This window comes from Microbacterium sp. NPDC090281 (genome assembly GCF_044769635.1).
GTDB lineage: Bacteria > Actinomycetota > Actinomycetes > Actinomycetales > Microbacteriaceae > Microbacterium.
The window spans coordinates 1,322,742-1,339,500 of sequence record NZ_JBIVYH010000001.1 but is presented as its reverse complement, the minus strand read 5'-3'; the positions used below and the strand labels follow the sequence as shown (position 1 = coordinate 1,339,500).

Annotated in this window: 27 protein-coding genes; 2 read left to right on the top strand and 25 right to left on the bottom strand. The window is 65.1% G+C overall.

Going from position 1 to position 16,759, the window contains the following annotated elements:
- The first annotated feature begins 95 nt into the window (after positions 1-95).
- Both ACIQTX_RS06435 and ACIQTX_RS06430 read left to right on the top strand, forming a co-directional pair.
- A complete protein-coding gene (locus ACIQTX_RS06435) occupies positions 96-1,316 on the top strand; it encodes a PAS domain-containing protein (protein WP_402970324.1) in 1,221 nt (406 codons plus the stop codon).
- 93 nt (positions 1,317-1,409) lie between these two features.
- Positions 1,410-2,990: an AMP-binding protein gene (locus ACIQTX_RS06430; RefSeq protein ID WP_402970321.1), complete on the top strand. Its 1,581-nt coding sequence runs from the start codon at positions 1,410-1,412 to the stop codon at positions 2,988-2,990.
- Between the two features lie 79 nt (positions 2,991-3,069).
- On the opposite strand, the gene rplQ is transcribed toward ACIQTX_RS06430, so the two are convergent.
- The 25 genes from rplQ to rpsS form a co-directional block, all read right to left on the bottom strand.
- Complete coding sequence (gene rplQ / locus ACIQTX_RS06425; RefSeq protein WP_402970318.1) at positions 3,070-3,621, bottom strand: 50S ribosomal protein L17; 552 nt, start codon at positions 3,619-3,621, stop codon at positions 3,070-3,072.
- 33 nt (positions 3,622-3,654) lie between these two features.
- The gene (locus tag ACIQTX_RS06420; RefSeq protein ID WP_021201111.1) at positions 3,655-4,644 is read right to left on the bottom strand and encodes a DNA-directed RNA polymerase subunit alpha; all 990 of its coding nucleotides are present in this window, start codon (positions 4,642-4,644) and stop codon (positions 3,655-3,657) included.
- Between the two features lie 132 nt (positions 4,645-4,776).
- Positions 4,777-5,175 (bottom strand): 30S ribosomal protein S11, encoded by a 399-nt coding sequence (gene rpsK / locus ACIQTX_RS06415; protein ID WP_028502446.1) that lies wholly within the window; start codon positions 5,173-5,175, stop codon positions 4,777-4,779.
- Positions 5,176-5,206: 31 nt separating this feature from the next.
- Entirely contained in the window at positions 5,207-5,581 is a 375-nt protein-coding gene (gene rpsM, locus ACIQTX_RS06410; protein WP_028502447.1) for a 30S ribosomal protein S13, read from the bottom strand.
- 174 nt (positions 5,582-5,755) lie between these two features.
- Positions 5,756-5,872, bottom strand: coding sequence for a 50S ribosomal protein L36 (gene rpmJ, locus ACIQTX_RS06405; RefSeq protein WP_005050492.1), 117 nt, complete (start codon positions 5,870-5,872; stop codon positions 5,756-5,758).
- Between the two features lie 64 nt (positions 5,873-5,936).
- Entirely contained in the window at positions 5,937-6,158 is a 222-nt protein-coding gene (infA, locus tag ACIQTX_RS06400) for a translation initiation factor IF-1 (protein ID WP_017201569.1), read from the bottom strand.
- A gap of 164 nt (positions 6,159-6,322) precedes the next feature.
- Positions 6,323-6,991 carry a DsbA family protein gene (locus tag ACIQTX_RS06395; protein ID WP_402970314.1) on the bottom strand — a complete coding sequence of 223 codons (669 nt, stop codon included), beginning with the start codon at positions 6,989-6,991 and terminating at the stop codon, positions 6,323-6,325.
- Positions 6,991-7,842, bottom strand: coding sequence for a type I methionyl aminopeptidase (gene map / locus ACIQTX_RS06390; RefSeq protein WP_402970312.1), 852 nt, complete (start codon positions 7,840-7,842; stop codon positions 6,991-6,993). Before map ends, ACIQTX_RS06395 begins: the two co-directional genes overlap by 1 nt.
- 1 nt (position 7,843) lies before the next feature.
- Positions 7,844-8,449 carry an adenylate kinase gene (locus tag ACIQTX_RS06385; protein WP_105526203.1) on the bottom strand — a complete coding sequence of 202 codons (606 nt, stop codon included), beginning with the start codon at positions 8,447-8,449 and terminating at the stop codon, positions 7,844-7,846.
- The gene (gene secY / locus ACIQTX_RS06380) at positions 8,446-9,768 is read right to left on the bottom strand and encodes a preprotein translocase subunit SecY (RefSeq protein WP_028502451.1); all 1,323 of its coding nucleotides are present in this window, start codon (positions 9,766-9,768) and stop codon (positions 8,446-8,448) included. Before secY ends, ACIQTX_RS06385 begins: the two co-directional genes overlap by 4 nt.
- A 183-nt stretch (positions 9,769-9,951) precedes the next feature.
- Positions 9,952-10,584, bottom strand: coding sequence for a 50S ribosomal protein L15 (gene rplO, locus ACIQTX_RS06375; protein ID WP_036274225.1), 633 nt, complete (start codon positions 10,582-10,584; stop codon positions 9,952-9,954).
- Positions 10,584-10,769 (bottom strand): 50S ribosomal protein L30, encoded by a 186-nt coding sequence (rpmD, locus tag ACIQTX_RS06370; protein ID WP_017201575.1) that lies wholly within the window; start codon positions 10,767-10,769, stop codon positions 10,584-10,586. The genes rplO and rpmD overlap by 1 nt, the downstream gene beginning before the upstream one ends.
- Positions 10,769-11,461 (bottom strand): 30S ribosomal protein S5, encoded by a 693-nt coding sequence (gene rpsE, locus ACIQTX_RS06365; protein ID WP_028502453.1) that lies wholly within the window; start codon positions 11,459-11,461, stop codon positions 10,769-10,771. The genes rpmD and rpsE overlap by 1 nt, the downstream gene beginning before the upstream one ends.
- Positions 11,462-11,481: 20 nt before the next feature.
- Positions 11,482-11,841: a 50S ribosomal protein L18 gene (rplR, locus tag ACIQTX_RS06360; protein WP_028502454.1), complete on the bottom strand. Its 360-nt coding sequence runs from the start codon at positions 11,839-11,841 to the stop codon at positions 11,482-11,484.
- 2 nt (positions 11,842-11,843) lie between these two features.
- Positions 11,844-12,380: a 50S ribosomal protein L6 gene (gene rplF / locus ACIQTX_RS06355; RefSeq protein WP_028502455.1), complete on the bottom strand. Its 537-nt coding sequence runs from the start codon at positions 12,378-12,380 to the stop codon at positions 11,844-11,846.
- A gap of 6 nt (positions 12,381-12,386) precedes the next feature.
- Positions 12,387-12,785 carry a 30S ribosomal protein S8 gene (gene rpsH / locus ACIQTX_RS06350; RefSeq protein ID WP_021201117.1) on the bottom strand — a complete coding sequence of 133 codons (399 nt, stop codon included), beginning with the start codon at positions 12,783-12,785 and terminating at the stop codon, positions 12,387-12,389.
- A 152-nt stretch (positions 12,786-12,937) separates the two neighbouring features.
- The gene (rplE, locus tag ACIQTX_RS06345) at positions 12,938-13,528 is read right to left on the bottom strand and encodes a 50S ribosomal protein L5 (RefSeq protein ID WP_036274229.1); all 591 of its coding nucleotides are present in this window, start codon (positions 13,526-13,528) and stop codon (positions 12,938-12,940) included.
- The gene (gene rplX, locus ACIQTX_RS06340; RefSeq protein ID WP_028502457.1) at positions 13,528-13,887 is read right to left on the bottom strand and encodes a 50S ribosomal protein L24; all 360 of its coding nucleotides are present in this window, start codon (positions 13,885-13,887) and stop codon (positions 13,528-13,530) included. Before rplX ends, rplE begins: the two co-directional genes overlap by 1 nt.
- 2 nt (positions 13,888-13,889) lie before the next feature.
- A complete protein-coding gene (rplN, locus tag ACIQTX_RS06335) occupies positions 13,890-14,258 on the bottom strand; it encodes a 50S ribosomal protein L14 (RefSeq protein ID WP_017201583.1) in 369 nt (122 codons plus the stop codon).
- Entirely contained in the window at positions 14,255-14,587 is a 333-nt protein-coding gene (rpsQ, locus tag ACIQTX_RS06330) for a 30S ribosomal protein S17 (RefSeq protein ID WP_105526204.1), read from the bottom strand. Before rpsQ ends, rplN begins: the two co-directional genes overlap by 4 nt.
- Entirely contained in the window at positions 14,587-14,904 is a 318-nt protein-coding gene (gene rpmC, locus ACIQTX_RS06325; RefSeq protein WP_105526205.1) for a 50S ribosomal protein L29, read from the bottom strand. Before rpmC ends, rpsQ begins: the two co-directional genes overlap by 1 nt.
- Positions 14,904-15,323, bottom strand: a complete 420-nt coding sequence (rplP, locus tag ACIQTX_RS06320) for a 50S ribosomal protein L16 (RefSeq protein ID WP_017829203.1) — start codon at positions 15,321-15,323, stop codon at positions 14,904-14,906. Before rplP ends, rpmC begins: the two co-directional genes overlap by 1 nt.
- Positions 15,323-16,078 carry a 30S ribosomal protein S3 gene (gene rpsC / locus ACIQTX_RS06315; RefSeq protein ID WP_017201587.1) on the bottom strand — a complete coding sequence of 252 codons (756 nt, stop codon included), beginning with the start codon at positions 16,076-16,078 and terminating at the stop codon, positions 15,323-15,325. Before rpsC ends, rplP begins: the two co-directional genes overlap by 1 nt.
- Complete coding sequence (gene rplV, locus ACIQTX_RS06310) at positions 16,078-16,476, bottom strand: 50S ribosomal protein L22 (RefSeq protein WP_105526206.1); 399 nt, start codon at positions 16,474-16,476, stop codon at positions 16,078-16,080. Before rplV ends, rpsC begins: the two co-directional genes overlap by 1 nt.
- A complete protein-coding gene (gene rpsS, locus ACIQTX_RS06305) occupies positions 16,476-16,757 on the bottom strand; it encodes a 30S ribosomal protein S19 (RefSeq protein WP_017829205.1) in 282 nt (93 codons plus the stop codon). The genes rplV and rpsS overlap by 1 nt, the downstream gene beginning before the upstream one ends.
- Between the last annotated feature and the right edge of the window lie 2 nt (positions 16,758-16,759).

Below are 16,759 nucleotides of genomic sequence, written 5' to 3'. Positions count from 1 at the left end.
CTTCGGAAACCATTGGTCGGAGTTTCGGAACTATTGGTCGCGAGTGGTGTCCTCCCCCGCTCGCACCGGCGGAGCGGAGCGGCCAGAATGAGCAGGTGGCCTCAAAGATGACGCTGCGCGTGCAGCTGCTCGTGCTGCAGGCGCTGATCGTGTTCCTGGTGACCCTCGCGACCGGCATCCTCGCCGGAGCATTCCAGGAGCAAGCGCTCCGCGAGGCCTACAAGGACCGGATGCAGGCTGTGGCCCAATCGATCGCCGCCCTTCCCGTCGTGCACTCGGCGTTCGATGATGCCGAGCCGTCGATCACGATCCAGCCCATCGCAGAGGTCATCCGGGAGGCCTCCGATCTCGCCTACGTCGTCGTGGCCAACGAAGACGGCATCCGCTATTCACATCCGAACCCGGCTCGCATCGGTGAGAAGGTCTCCACCGACCCGTCGATCCCGCTCTCCGGCGAGATCTACGTCGGCACCCAGACCGGCACGCTCGGTACGTCCTGGCGGGTCAAGGTGCCCATCCGCGACGACGACGGCGATGTGATCGGCACAGCGTCCGTCGGCATCCTCGAGTCGGAGCTCAGCGAGGAGTTCTCCGCGAACCTCGTCTGGCTGATCTCGGCGATGCTCGCCGCAGCCGTGCTCGGGGTGTTCGGATCCGCATGGGTGACCTCGATCATCCGCCGCCGGATCTATCGACTCGAGCCCCATCAGATCGCGGCGCTCGTGAAGAACCAGGAGACGACGCTGCACGGTCTCAGCGAAGGGGTGATCACCGTCGACGGCACCGGGCGGATCACGCTCGTGAACGATGCCGCCGCACGTTTCCTCGACAGGGACGCCGCCGATCTCGACGGCGAATCCGCCGCGGAGGTGCTGGGCGAAGAGTTGGCCACCGTGCTCCGCGAAGGCGAGTCGGCCGGGCGACCGGTGATCGTCGGGTCGCATGTGCTCGTAGCCCGCAGCACCGGCAGCGATGCCGACGGCGGCGGTATCGGGGCGACACTGCTGCTTCGCGATCACACCGAGCTCCACGACGTGGTCCGCCGCGTCGAGGCAGCGGATGCCATCATCGCGTTCCGCCAGCGACTCGGGCTGCCCAAGGGGCTCAGCCCCGAGACACTCGACCGCGTGTCCACGGCACTCGCCGCCCGCTCCGACGCCTCGGCGAGCGAGATCGGAGATGATCTCGACATCTCTCGGGTCAGCGCGCGCCGATACCTCGAGCACCTCGCCGGGTCCGGACGAGCGACGCGCGCGCTCGACTACTCGACCAAGGGCCGACCGAGCACCCGCTATCGCATCAGAGATGCCGTCTGAACATCACCTCGACACTGGGACGCAGTGCCGTAGTGTGCGACACTGGATCGCATTCGACGACGCCGTCGGCTCCCCCGGATCGAAGGAGATCTCATGGTTCGCAGCACCTATCCCGATGTGGAGATCCCCGAGGTCTCCATCCACGAATTCCTCTTCGGAGGACTCGACGAAGCCGAGCTCGACACGATCGCCCTCGTCGACGGGATGAGCGGGGCGACCACGACCTACCGACAGCTGGTCGGACAGATCGATCTGTTCGCCGGAGCCCTCGCTGCACGCGGGGTCGGCGTCGGAACGACGGTCGGCGTGCTGTGCCCGAACATCCCCGCGTTCGCCACCGTGTTCCACGGGATTCTCCGGGCAGGGGCCACGGCGACCACCATCAACTCCCTCTACACCGCAGACGAGATAGCGAACCAACTCACCGATGCCGGCGCGACCTGGCTCGTCACCGTGTCACCTCTCCTCCCCGGGGCGCAGGCGGCCGCTGAGAAGCTCGGATTCGCCGCCGACCACGTCATCGTGCTCGACGGCGCGGAAGGACACCCCTCGCTTCCGGAACTCCTCGGCGAGGGGCATCCTGCCCCCGAGGTCTCGTTCGATCCGGCCACCCATCTCGCCGTCCTGCCCTACTCCTCGGGAACCACCGGACGCCCGAAGGGGGTCATGCTCACGCATCGGAACCTCGTGGCCAACGTGTCGCAGTGCCGCCCGGTCCTCGGCGTCGATGCGAGCGACCGCGTGCTGGCCGTGCTGCCCTTCTTCCACATCTACGGCATGACCGTGCTTCTCAATTTCGCTCTGCGCCAGCGGGCGGGGCTCGTGACGATGCCGAAGTTCGACCTCCCCGAGTTCCTGCGCATCATCGCCGAGCACCGCACCACCTGGGTGTTCGTCGCGCCGCCGATCGCGGTCGCACTCGCGAAGCATCCGATCATCGATCAGTACGACCTCTCCGCGGTGAAGGTGATCTTCTCCGGAGCCGCCCCTCTCGACGGCGCTCTGGCCTCGGCCGTCGCGAACCGGCTCGGCTGCATCGTCACGCAGGGGTACGGCATGACCGAGACGAGTCCTGCCGTGAACCTGATCTCCGAGACGCGCAACGACATCGACCGCTCGAGCATCGGGCCGCTCGTTCCGAACACCGAGGCACGACTCGTCGACCCCGACTCGGGCGAAGACGTCGCCGTGCCGACCGAGGGCGCCAGCGAGCCTGGTGAGTTGTGGGTGCGCGGGCCGCAGGTGATGGTCGGATACCTCAACCGCCCGGATGCCACAGCCGAGATGCTCGATGCCGACGGCTGGCTGCACACCGGCGACGTCGCGACCGTCACCCATGACGGGATCTACCGGATCGTCGATCGGCTCAAGGAGCTCATCAAGTACAAGGGGTATCAGGTCGCCCCTGCCGTGCTGGAGGCGGTCCTGCTCGAGCACCCGGCCATCGCGGATGCCGCCGTGATCGGTGCGTTCGACGAAGACGGCCAGGAGGTGCCGAAGGCCTTCGTGGTGCGGCAGCCGGGAGCGGGAGCCGACCTCGATGCCGACGCCGTGATTGCTCACGTCGCCTCGCACGTCGCACCGCACGAGAAGGTGCGGCAGGTGGAGTTCATCGAGGTGATCCCGAAGTCGAGTTCAGGGAAGATCCTCCGCAAAGACCTGCGCGCCCGCTGACGGACAGCGCCTTCGCTTCCTCATAGAAGAAGCCCGCCGCCCCACAAGGGGCGGCGGGCTTCTTCTATGAGCGAGGTCCTTACTCGGACTTCTTCTCGACAGCGTCCTCGGCGGCAGCCTCGGCTGCTTCACCCTCGGCCTGCGACTCGGCACCGGCGTCGGCGGCGTCCTCGACGGGAGCCTCCTCGACGGGGGCCTCCTCGACGACCTCGGCGGGCTTCTCCGCCTTGGCGGCCTTCTCAGCCTTCGGAGCAGCCTTCTTCTTGGGCGTGACGGGCTCGAGAACGAGCTCGATCACGGCCATGGGCGCGTTGTCGCCCTTGCGGTTGCCGACCTTCGTGATGCGGGTGTAGCCACCCTCACGGTCAGCGACCAGCGGTGCGATCTCGGCGAAGAGCGTGTGAACGACGCTCTTGTCACCGATGACGGCGAGCACGCGACGGCGCGCGTGCAGGTCGCCACGCTTGGCGAAGGTGATCAGACGCTCAGCGAGCGGACGAAGGCGCTTGGCCTTGGTCTCGGTCGTCTTGATCGACTTGTGGGTGTAGAGCGCCGCTGCAAGGTTTGCAAGCATGAGGCGCTCGTGTGCGGGGCCGCCTCCGAGGCGGGGACCCTTAGTGGGCTTGGGCATAATCGTCTAGCTCCTGGTCAGAAAGGTCGGGTATCAGAAGGACTCGTCTTCGCTGCCGCCGTAGAAGTGGGCGCCGTCGAAACCGGGCACCGAATCCTTGAGCGACAGACCGAGCGAGATGAGCTTGTCGCGCACCTCGTCGACCGACTTCTGGCCGAAATTGCGGATGTTCATGAGCTGCGTCTCCGAAAGGGCGACGAGCTCAGAAACGGTGTTGATGCCCTCACGCTTCAGGCAGTTGTACGAGCGGACCGACAGGTCGAGGTCTTCGATCGGCATCGACAGCTCGCTGGAGTTCACAGCCTCCACCGGCGCCGGGCCGATCTCGATGCCCTCGGCCTCGACGTTCAGCTCGCGAGCGAGACCGAACAGCTCGGTGAGCGTCTTCGCAGCCGATGCGACAGCGTCGCGGGGGCTGATGGCCGACTTGGTCTCGACGTCGAGGACGAGCTTGTCGAAGTCGGTGCGCTCCCCGGCACGGGTCGCGTCGACGCGGTAGCTGACCTTGAGGACCGGCGAGTAGATCGAGTCGATCGGAATCTGACCGGCCTCGGCGTACTCGTTACGGTTCTGCGTCGCCGAGACGTAGCCACGGCCACGCTCGATGGTGAGCTCGAGCTCGAACTTCGCGGTGTCGTTCAGCGTCGCGATGACGAGCTCGGGGTTCTGTACCTCGACACCGGCCGGAGCCGAGATGTCAGCGGCGGTGACTTCGCCAGCACCGGTCTTGCGCAGGTACGCGGTGATGGGCTCATCGCGCTCTGACGAGACGACGAGCTGCTTGATGTTGAGGATGATCTCGGTGACATCCTCCTTCACGCCGGGGATGGTGCTGAACTCGTGCAGCACGCCGTCGATGCGAACGCTGGTGACAGCAGCACCGGGGATCGACGACAGCAGGCTGCGACGCAGCGCGTTGCCGATCGTGTAACCGAAGCCGGGCTCCAGAGGCTCGATGATGAACCGGCTACGGTTCTCGACGATCTTTTCCTCGGTCAGTGTGGGACGCTGTGCAATAAGCACTCTGTGTTCCTTTCGATCACATGCCCGCTATATGACATGTGGTGGGGTGAGGTCTTGAGTTTTAAAGTCGATGCCCGCTGGCGGGCGTCGAGCCGCCCGGACCCCGAAAGGGCCGAGCGGCTCGAACGCACGTCAGACGCGGCGGCGCTTCGGCGGGCGGCAGCCGTTGTGCGCCTGCGGGGTGACGTCCTGGATCGAACCGACCTCGAGGCCAGCGGCCTGCAGCGAGCGGATCGCGGTCTCGCGGCCGGAGCCCGGACCCTTCACGAAGACGTCGACCTTCTTGACGCCGTGCTCCTGCGCCTGACGCGCAGCAGACTCGGCAGCAAGCCCTGCGGCGTACGGCGTCGACTTGCGCGAGCCCTTGAAGCCCACGCCACCCGAAGAGGCCCAGCTGATGACAGCGCCGGACGGGTCGGTGATCGAAACGATGGTGTTGTTGAACGTCGACTTGATGTGGGCATGGCCCAGCGCGATGTTCTTCTTTTCCTTGCGGCGCGGCTTGCGCGCGGCGGCCTTGGGTGCAGCCATGAAAGTGTTCTCCTAGTCCCTGGGGCCGCGCTTAGCGGGCCTTCTTCTTGCCTGCGACGGTGCGCTTCGGGCCCTTGCGGGTACGGGCGTTGGTCTTGGTGCGCTGACCACGGACCGGGAGACCACGACGGTGGCGGATGCCCTCGTAGGAGCCGATCTCGACCTTGCGGCGGATGTCTGCTGCAACCTCGCGGCGCAGGTCACCCTCCACCTTGTAGCTGCCTTCGATGTGGTCGCGGAGGGCGATCAGCTGGTCGTCGCTGAGGTCCTTCACGCGGATGCTCTCGTCGATGTCCGTAGCCTTGAGGATCTCGACCGAGCGGGTACGGCCGACGCCGTAGATGTAGGTAAGGGCGATCACCACGCGCTTGTCGCGCGGGATGTCAACGCCGGCAAGACGTGCCATGCGGTTCTCCTGGGTTTTGTGGAGGTGTGGAACAGGATCGGTGCCCGGGCCTCCGCCCGAGGTGTCCCCCGCTTCCGCGAGTTCTGACCCTGCCGTTGTGTATTCAGTTGTGAGATGTGCACGAGCGATGCCGCGCAGCGCGGGCCGTCGATCAGATCGGCGGCCCGCCAGGGCTCAGCCCTGGCGCTGCTTGTGACGCGGGTTGCTCTTGCAGATCACCATGACGCGGCCGTGACGGCGGATCACCTTGCAGTGATCGCAGATGGGCTTGACGCTGGGGTTGACCTTCATGATGTTTCCTGTTCGCTGTCTTCGTACCGCCCCGAGCAGAGGCAGGCCGTTACTTCTCGACCGATCAGCGGTAGCGGTAGACGATACGGCCGCGGGTCAGGTCGTAGGGGCTGAGCTCCACGACCACACGGTCCTCGGGGATGATGCGGATGTAGTTCTGCCGCATCTTGCCGGAGATCGTTGCAAGGACCTTGTGTCCGTTGCTGAGCTCAACGCGGAACATCGCGTTGGGCAGAGCCTCGGAGATCACGCCCTCGATCTCGATGACACCGTCTTTCTTAGCCATAGCCTCGCTGACGCTTCTGCAGATCGGTCGATCTGCGGTGGGTGATTGGATTGTGGTACTGCGCCGCCGGACACGCCGAATCAAGGCACAAAGCACCAAAGATCTATGTTAGACGCTCTGGGGCCATCCGGCAACTTGACCGCCAGGGGCGGGAAGCCGTCGGCTCAGCTGATCAGGTCGGTGAACTTCTTCAGGTCGGCCTGGTCCTGCAGGTTGAGGCGTGTCCCGTTGATGTCGACTGTCGGCGTCCCGCCGATCTCGTGGGCCTTCGCCTGAGCCGCACCGAACTTGCGGTAGGTCTCGTCGGTGATGCACGAGACCGCGTCGTCTGCGCCGACCTGCGTCGCGAAGCCTGCGAGCTGCTCGGTGGTCAGACCGGAGGAGTTCTCCGCGGGCTGGTTCTCGAACAGGGTCTTGGCGTAGTCGAGGTACAGGTCGGGGTTCGACTCGGCAACGCACACGGCCGCGCCGGCCGAGCGAGAGGAGTACTCGGTGCCCTGCGAGAAGCGGTCGAGGATGGCGATCGGGTGGTACTCGAGCGTGATGCGCCCGTCAGCGGCCGCGGCCTCGAGCTGGGGGCCGAACTGGTCTTCGAAGGTCTTGCAGACCGGGCACTGGAAGTCGACGAAGACGGCGATGGTGTCTTCGCCGTCGCCGAACGAGATCGCGCCCGTCTCGGAGTTGAACGTGTCGTTGGCCTCGGGGGTCGCACCGGGCGCAGTGGCCTGGTTGTTGAGGAACACCACGAGTCCACCGATCGCCACCAGTACGACGACCACGGCGATCGAGACGCCGATCGCGAACCAGTTGGTGTTGCTCTTCGCCGCTGCCATTACTTTCCGATCTCTCGAGGCTCTACCCCGAACGGGGCGAGTCCGGCTCTTCCACCATCGGGCGCAGTCAGCACCCAGATACCACCATCATGCAGTGCGACACTATGTTCCCAATGGGAGCCGTCCGTGCCATCGACCGTGGTGACCGTCCAGTCGTCTTCCTCGATGAAGGTCGCATCGCCACCGGCGGTGACCATCGGCTCGATCGCGAGCACGAGACCGGGCTTCACATCTTCGCCGCGATCGGGCGTGCGGTAGTTGAAGACACTGGGCGCCTCGTGCATCTTGCGACCGATGCCGTGGCCCACATACTCGCGCAGGATCCCGTAGGTCTCGCCGGAGACCGCTGAGGGGCCCTGCGCCTCGATGTACCCCTGGATCGCTGCACCGATCTCATCGATCGATGAGACGGACGCCATCGCGGCGATACCGGCCCACATGGAGCCCTCGGTGACGCGGGAGAGCTCCTCGCGGCGGGCGACCAGCTCCGGTCGCTCCGGGTCGGGAACGACCACCGTGATGGCGCTGTCGCCGTTCCACCCCTGGAACTGCGCTCCGCAGTCGACCGACACGATGTCGCCCGGCTGCAGCACCCGCTCCCCCGGGATGCCGTGGACGACCTGCTCGTTGACCGAGATGCAGGTCGTGTGGCTGTAGCCGCGCACCAGCTGGAAGTTCGACTCCGCGCCACGGGCAAGGATCGTGCGGTTCGCGACCGCATCCAGCTCCAGCGTCGTGACGCCGGCCTTGATCAACGGGCGGACGGCATCGAGCGCCGCAGCCGTTATGAGCCCCGGCTCCACCATGGCTCGCAGCTGAGCCGGGGTCTTGTAAATCGACCGGCGGAACATCTCAGGACGCTGAGGCCGCGAGACGCAGGCCGCGCGCGGCCAGTGCCTCGGAGATGCGCTCGGTGATCTCGTCGAGCGAGCCGACGCCGTCGATGCGATCCACGATGCCCTTGGGGCCGTATACCTCGATGATCGGGGCGGTCTCACGCTCGTAGATGTCGAGACGGTGACCGATAGCCTCAGGGGTGTCGTCAGAACGCCCCTGCTCGGTCGCACGGAGCGTCAGACGCTCCAGGCTCTCCTCCCGCGGCACATCGAGGAGGATGACGGCGTCGAGCGCCTCTCCCCGCTCGGAGAGGAACGACTCGAGGTGGGCGACCTGCGCGGTGTTGCGCGGGTACCCGTCGAGCAGGAACCCCTGAGCGGCGTCATCCTGTGACAGCCGGTCGCGCACGATCTCGCTCGTCAGCTCATCCGGAACGAGGTCACCCTTGTCGAGGATCGCCGTGACCTGCTGACCGAGGGGCGTCCCCTCCTTGATGTTCGCGCGGAAGATGTCGCCGGTCGACACGACCGGGATGCCGTAGGACTCGGCGATGCGCACGCCCTGCGTGCCCTTGCCGGAACCCTGCGGGCCGACGATGAGAAGACGGGCGGATGCTGTCATCGGAGGAGCCCTTCGTAGTGTCGCTGCTGCAACTGCGCGTCGATCTGCTTGACCGTCTCGAGACCCACACCGACGATGATGAGGATCGACGCGCCACCGAACGGGAAGTTCTGGTTGGCGCCGACGGTGGCCAGAGCGATGAGCGGGATGAGCGCGATCAGGCCGAGGTACAGCGATCCGGGAAGCGTGATGCGGGTGAGCACGTAATCGAGGTACTCGGCCGTCGGACGCCCGGCACGGATACCCGGGATGAACCCGCCGTACTTCTTCATGTTGTCCGCGACCTCTACCGGGTTGAACGTGATCGCCACGTAGAAGTAGGTGAACCCGATGATCAGCAGGAAGTATGCCGCCATGTAGACCGGGCTGTTACCCGTCGTGAAGTTCGCACTGATCCAGGTCACCCAGGCTGCCGGAGTCGATCCGTCCTGCGGGGTGTTGAACTGCGCGATGAGCGCCGGGATGTACAGCAGCGACGAGGCGAAGATCACAGGGATCACACCCGCCATGTTCACCTTGATCGGGATGTAGGTGTTCGTACCGCCGTAGGTGCGGCGGCCCACCATGCGCTTGGCGTATTGCACCGGGATTCGACGTTGGGATTGCTCGACGAAGACGACGAGCCCCATGACGATGATTCCCACCAGCAGGACCAACAGGAAGACCTCGAAGCCCTTGCTCTCCCAGATCGTCCACATCGCACCGGGGAAGGTCGCAGCGATCGAGGTGAAGATGAGCAGCGACATTCCGTTGCCGATGCCGCGCTCGGTGACGAGCTCTGCGAACCACATGATGAGACCGGTACCGGCCGTCATCGCCATGATGATGAGCAGCTGTGCCCACCACACGTCGTTCGTCAGCAGCTGCTGGCACGCTGCGAGGTCGGTGGTACCGAAGAGCTGACCGCTGCGCGCGACCGTGACGAGAGTCGTCGACTGGAGCAGCGCGAGGGCGATCGTGAGGTAACGCGTGTACTGGGTCAGACGGGCCTGTCCGGCCTGTCCTTCCTTGTGCAGCGCCTCGAAGTGCGGGATGACGACGCGCAGGAGCTGCGTGATGATCGTCGCGGTGATGTATGGCATGACGCCGAGCGCGAAGATCGACAGCTGCAGCAGCGCGCCGCCGGAGAAGAGGTTGACCAGTCCGAGCAGCCCATCGGTGCCCGCGTTGGCGGCGAGACACTCTTCGACGTTCGGGAAGTTCACGAACGGTGCCGGAACGTTGGACCCGAGACGGTAGATCGCAACGATGGCGAGAGTGAAACCGATCTTCCGACGCAGGTCGGGGGTGCGGAAGATCCGCGCGATGGCGCTAAACAAGGACGTTCCTCCTGAAAAGGTTGCCGGCTCCCGAAGGACGGCTGAAAGACCAGGGTAACGCAAACCGGGCTTCCCGGAATTCGCCACCGATACCAGGCCCGCCGGATGCGGCCCCAGAGCGAGGTCTCGGAGTGTGAAACCACAAGAGGGGCCGGAGAATCTCCGGCCCCTCTTGCAATGCGGCTACTTGACGGATCCGCCTGCCGCGACGATCTTCTGCTCGGCAGAACCCGAGACCTTGTCGACCGAAACGGTGAGCTTCACGGCGATGTCGCCGTTTCCGAGAACCTTGACCTTCTCGTTCTTGCGAACGGCACCCTTGGCGACCAGGTCGCCGATGGTGACATCGCCACCCTTCGGGTACAGCTCCGCGAGCTTCTCCAGGTTCACGACCTGGTACTCCACGCGGAACGGGTTCTTGAACCCGCGCAGCTTCGGGGTGCGCATGTGCAGCGGCATCTGCCCACCCTCGAAGCCGACGCGAACGGTGTTGCGCGCCTTGGTGCCCTTGGTTCCACGACCAGCGGTCTTACCCTTCGAGCCCTCACCACGGCCGACGCGAGTCTTGGCGGTGTTGGACCCGGGGACGGGACGCAGGTGATGCACCTTCAGCACGCCGGGGCGGGATGCCGGAGCATCCTTCGCAGGCGTTGCCTTCTTGGCAGCAGGCTTCTTGGCCGGAGCCTCAGCCTTGGCGTTGGCAGCGGCCTTGGCCGGAGCCTTCTTCGCTGCCGGCTTCTTCTCGGCGGCAGCCTTGGGAGCTGCAGCCTTCTTCGTGGCCTTCTCAGCCTCGACGGCTTCGTTCTTCTCAGCCATTAGTCGATCTCCTCAACCTTGACGAGGTGTGCGACGGTCTTGACGTAACCGCGCGTCTGCGCGTCGTCGGGGCGGACGGTGGTGTCACCGATCCGCTTCAGACCGAGGCTGCGCAGCGTGTCGCGCTGGTTCTGCTTCTCGCTCACCTTGGACTTGATCTGCGTGACCTTCAGTCGCGCGGCCATCAGGAACCTACCTTCTGTGCGGCGATTGCCTCAGCCTCGGCGCGCACGAGACGCGCAGGGGCGACCTGGTCGAACTCGAGGCCACGACGCGCGGCGACCGCACGAGGCTCCTCGAGCTGCTTCAGGGCGGTGACCGTCGCGTGCACGATGTTGATCGTGTTCGAGGAACCGAGCGACTTCGACAGCACGTCGTGGATACCGGCGCACTCGAGCACGGCGCGGACCGGACCACCGGCGATAACACCGGTACCGGCAGCGGCCGGACGAAGCAGGACCACACCGGCGGCCGCCTCACCCTGCACCGGGTGCGGGATGGTGCTGCCGACGCGCGGAACGCGGAAGAAGTTGCGCTTGGCCTCTTCGACACCCTTCGAGATCGCCAGAGGGACCTCTCGGGCCTTGCCGTAGCCGACGCCGACCAGACCGTTGCCGTCACCGACGACCACGAGAGCGGTGAAGCTGAAGCGACGACCACCCTTCACGACCTTCGAGACGCGGTTGATGGTGACGACGCGCTCCAGGAACTGGTTGTCGCCACGGTCGCGCGAGTTGCGGTCACGACCGCCACCCTGGTTCCGATCGCGACCGCCGCCGCGGCGGCCCTCGCGAGCAGGCTCGGCCTGGGTCGTGCCGGCGGCCGTCTCAGAGACGACAGCAGCCGCCTCGGGAGCGGCAGCAGCCGTTTCGGTCACTTCGTTCTCCTTGTTGTCACTCACAGTGCCAGACCCCCCTCGCGGGCGCCGTCGGCGATGGCGGCGACACGACCGGCGTAGCGGTTACCGCCACGGTCGAACACTGCCTCGGAAACGCCGGCAGCCTTCGCACGCTCGGCGAGGATCTCGCCGACCTTGCGGGCCTTGGCGGTCTTGTCACCCTCGAGCGAGCGCAGGTCGGTCTCGAGCGTCGATGCCGACGCGACGGTGTGACCCTTGCTGTCGTCGACCAGCTGCACGAAGACGTGGCGGGCCGAACGGTTGACGACGAGACGCGGACGCGCCTCGGTGCCGACGACCTTCTTGCGAAGGCGGGCGTGACGACGCGCGCGGGCGTCAGACTTTGACTTGAGAGCCATGGTTACTTACCACTCTTTCCGGCCTTGCGACGCACGATCTCGCCGGCGTAGCGCACACCCTTGCCCTTGTACGGCTCGGGCTTGCGGATCTTGCGGATGTTGGCAGCTGCCTCGCCGACAGCCTGCTTGTCGATTCCGCTGACGGTGAGCTTGGTGGTGCCCTCGACCGTGAGCGTGATGCCGGCAGGCGGGTCGATCAGGACCGGGTGCGAGAAGCCGAGGGCGAACTCGACCGAGCTGCCCTTCTGCTGCACGCGGTAACCGGTACCGACGACCTCGAGACCCTTGGTGTAGCCCTGGGTCACGCCGATGATGTTGTTGTTGATGAGCGTGCGGGTCAGGCCGTGAAGCGACCGAGACTCGCGCTCGTCGTCGGGACGGGAGACCAGAACCTGGTTCTCCTCGACCGCGACCTCGATAGGATTGGCAACCGTCAGGGTGAGCTCACCCTTGGGGCCCTTCACCGCGACCTGACGGCCGTCGACCGTAATGGTCACGCCCGCAGGAACGTCGATGGGAAGTCGTCCAATACGCGACATTTCGAATTACCACACGTAGGCGAGAACTTCTCCGCCCACGCCCTTCTGCTCAGCCTGACGGTCGGTGAGGAGACCGGAGGAGGTGGACAGGATGGCCACGCCGAGGCCGCCGAGAACCGTGGGGAGCTCGGTGGACTTTGCGTAGACGCGGAGGCCGGGCTTCGAGACACGCTTGATGCCAGCGATCGAGCGCTCACGGTTCGGACCGTACTTCAGCGTCAGCGTGAGGTTCTGTCCGACGCGAGCGTCAGAGGTCTCCCAGCCAGCGATGTAGCCCTCCTGCTGGAGGATCTGGGCGATGTGCGTCTTGAGCTTGCTCGACGGCAGGGTCACGGAATCGTGGTGCGCCGAGTTCGCGTTGCGCAGACGGGTCAGCAGATCTGCGACCGGGTCTGTCATTGTCATTGTTGATTTCCTTTGTTCATGAGGTTCCGGCTGCCGTTACACGACAGACGGCCTGCGATGACACGCAATTTTCAATTGTACGTGCACATCGACGGGCTCAGTGACACACCTGGCTTATGACGGCAAGAGGTGTACTGAGCCCGTCAAGGGTGTTACGCCTGTGCGTCTTCCGAGCGGAACGGGAAGCCGAGGTGACGGAGCAGTGCCCGACCCTCGTCATCCGTCTTCGCGGTGGTGACGACGGTGATGTCGAAACCGCGAACCCGGTCGATCTTGTCCTGATCGATCTCGTGGAACACGCTCTGCTCCTGGAGACCGAAGGTGTAGTTGCCGTTGCCGTCGAACTGCTTGCCCGAGAGGCCGCGGAAGTCGCGGATACGGGGCAGTGCGAGCGACACGAGGCGGTCGACGAACTCCCACGCACGGTCGCCACGGAGGGTGACGTGCGCGCCGATGGCCTGGCCCTCACGCAGCTTGAACTGCGCGATGGACTTACGGGCCTTCGTGACGATCGGCTTCTGGCCGGTGATCTTGGTGAGGTCTTCGACCGCGCCATCGATCACCTTGCTGTCGCGAGCTGCCTCGCCGACACCGGTGTTCACGACGACCTTGACCAGTCCGGGGATCTGCATGACGTTCGCGTAACCGAACTCTTCCTGCATCGCCTTCTTGATCTCGGTGTTGTACTTCTGCTTCAGGCGCGGCTGGATCTTGCCAGCCGGCGCGGCAGTGTCGGTGCTCATCAGAGGTCCTTACCGCTCTTCTTCGCGTAACGCACGCGGACGGTGCGCTTGACGCCGTCCTTCGTCTGCTCCTCGACCCGGTGGCCGACCTTGGTCGGCTTCTTGGTCGAAGGGTCGACAAGTGCGACGTTCGAGATGTGGATGGAGGCTTCGACGGTCTCGATGCCTCCGGTCTTCGTGCCACGCTGCGTCTGTCCGACGCGGGTGTGCTTGGTGACGTAGTTCACGCCTTCGACGATGACGCGGTTCTTCTCAGCAAGGATGTCGAGCACCTTGCCCTGCTTACCGCGGTCGCCGCCACGCTCCTGCGTGGCACCGGTGATGACCTGAACCAGGTCACCCTTCTTGATCTTCGCCATGATTAGATGACCTCCGGCGCCAGCGAGACGATCTTCATGAACTTCTTGTCGCGAAGCTCACGACCGACCGGCCCGAAGATACGGGTGCCGCGGGGCTCCCCGTCGTTCTTCAGGATCACTGCGGCGTTCTCGTCGAACTTGATGTAGGAGCCGTCCGGACGACGGACCTCCTTCTTGGTACGGACGATGACCGCCTTGACGACGTCGCCCTTCTTCACGTTGCCACCGGGGATCGCGTCCTTGACGGTCGCGACGATCGTGTCGCCGAGGCCCGCGTAGCGGCGCTTCGATCCACCGAGAACACGGATGGTGAGCAGCTCCTTGGCGCCGGTGTTGTCGGCGACCTTGAGTCGGGATTCCTGCTGAATCACTTGGCCTTCTCCAGAATCTCCACCAGGCGCCAGCGCTTCGTGGCGCTCAGCGGGCGGGTCTCGTTGATCAGGACCAGGTCGCCGATGCCGGCGGAGTTCGCCTCATCGTGCGCCTTGACCTTCGAGGTGCGGCGGATGACCTTGCCGTAAAGCGGGTGCTTCACGCGGTCCTCGACCTCGACCACGATGGTCTTGTCCATCTTGTCGCTGACGACGTAGCCGCGGCGTGCCTTGCGGTAACCGCGGGCAGCGGAGTCGCGGACATCGCGCTCGGATGACTCGTGTCCGACGACCTGCGTCTCCGCAGTCGCTTCCTTCTTGGTGGCCATCACTCAGCCTCTTCCTTCACGGCGTCGTCAGCGGAGTCCGCCTTCTTCGCCTTCGACTTGGTCGCCTTCTTCGCGGGAACCTCGACCGGAGCGGGCGTCGCACGGATGCCCAGCTCGCGTTCGCGGATCACCGTGTAGAGACGCGCGATGTCGCGCTTGACGGCGCGGATGCGGCCGTGGCTTTCCAGCTGGCCGGTGGCCGACTGGAAACGGAGGTTGAACAGCTCCTCCTTGGCCTTACGCAGCTCCTCGACGAGGCGCTGGTCTTCGAACGTGTCGAGCTCTGTAGGAGCGAGCTCCTTGGTGCCGATCGCCATTACGCGTCGCCCTCCTCGCGCTTGATGATGCGTGCCTTGAGCGGCAGCTTGTGAATTGCACGGGTCAGAGCTTCGCGAGCGAGCTCCTCGTCGACTCCCGCGACCTCGAAGAGGACACGGCCCGGCTTGACGTTTGCGACCCACCACTCGGGGGAACCCTTACCGGAACCCATGCGGGTTTCGGCAGGCTTCTTCGTGAGCGGACGGTCGGGGTAGATGTTGATCCACACCTTGCCACCACGCTTGATGTGACGGGTCATCGCGATACGAGCGGACTCGATCTGACGGTTCGTCACGTAAGCGGGCGTGAGGGCCTGGATACCGTACTCGCCGAAGGAGACCTTCGTGCCACCGGTTGCCTGACCCGAGCGACCCGGGTGGTGCTGCTTGCGGAACTTGACCTTACGGGGGATGAGCATTATGCCGACGCTCCTTCTGCAACAGGTGCCTCGTTGCGCGGGGCACGGCGGCGGTCGCCACCACGGTCGTCACGACGAGCCTTGGGTGCATTGGCCTGCTCGCGAGCGAGCTCCTTTGCGGTCAGGTCGCCCTTGTAGATCCAGACCTTCACGCCGATGCGGCCGAACGTGGTCTTCGCCTCGTAGAAGCCGTAGTCGATGTTCGCGCGAAGCGTGTGCAGCGGCACACGACCTTCGCGGTAGAACTCGGAACGGCTCATCTCGGCGCCGCCGAGGCGGCCGGAGACCTGGATGCGGATGCCCTTGGCGCCGGCGCGCTGAGCGCCCTGCAGACCCTTGCGCATCGCACGACGGAACGCCACACGAGCAGAGAGCTGCTCGGCGATGCCCTGTGCGACGAGCTGAGCATCGGCCTCGGGGTTCTTGACCTCGAGGATGTTCAGCTGGATCTGCTTGCCCGAGAGCTTCTCGAGGTCGCCGCGGATGCGCTCGGCCTCGGCTCCACGACGACCGATCACGATGCCCGGACGGGCGGTGTGGATGTCGACGCGGACGCGGTCACGGGTGCGCTCGATCTCGATGTTCGAGACACCGGCGCGGTCGAGCTGCGTCTTGAGCAGGTTGCGGATCTTGATGTCCTCGGCGACGTAGTCGGCGTAACGCTGACCCGGCTTCGTCGAGTCAGAGAACCAGCGCGAGACGTGGTCCGTCGTGATGCCGAGACGGAAGCCGTACGGGTTTACCTTCTGTCCCATTACTTGCTCGCCTTCTTGTTGCTGTCGCCCGTGGCGGCCGGAGCTGCCTCAGGCGTCGAGAGCACGACCGTGATGTGGCTCGTGCGCTTCTTGATCTGGAAAGCGCGACCCTGTGCACGGGGGCGGAAACGCTTGAGCGTCGAGCCCTCGTCGACGTAGATGCTGGACACGTAGAGGTCCTGCTCGTCGAGGAACTCGCCGTCACGATCTGCCTTGACCTGCGCGTTGGCCATGGCCGACGCGACAAGCTTGTAGATCGGCTCGCTGGCGCTCTGCTGTGCGAACTTCAGGATCGCCAGAGCTTCCTGGGCCTGCTTGCCCTTGATGAGCGCGATGACACGACGAGCCTTCTGAGGGGTCACGCGGATGTGTCGCACGCGTGCGATCGATTCGACCATTAGCGGCGCCGCCCCTTCTTGTCGTCCTTCTCGTGGCCGCGGAAGGTGCGGGTGGGCGCGAACTCGCCCAGCTTGTGACCGACCATGGTCTCGGACACGAACACAGGAATGTGCTTGCGTCCGTCGTGGACCGCGATCGTGTGACCCAGCATCGCCGGGATGATCATGGACCGACGGGACCAGGTCTTGATGACGTTCTTGGTGCCGGCTTCGTTCTGCACGACCACCTTGCGAAGCAGGTGATCGTCGACGAAGGGGCCCTTCTTAAGACTGCGAGGCATCT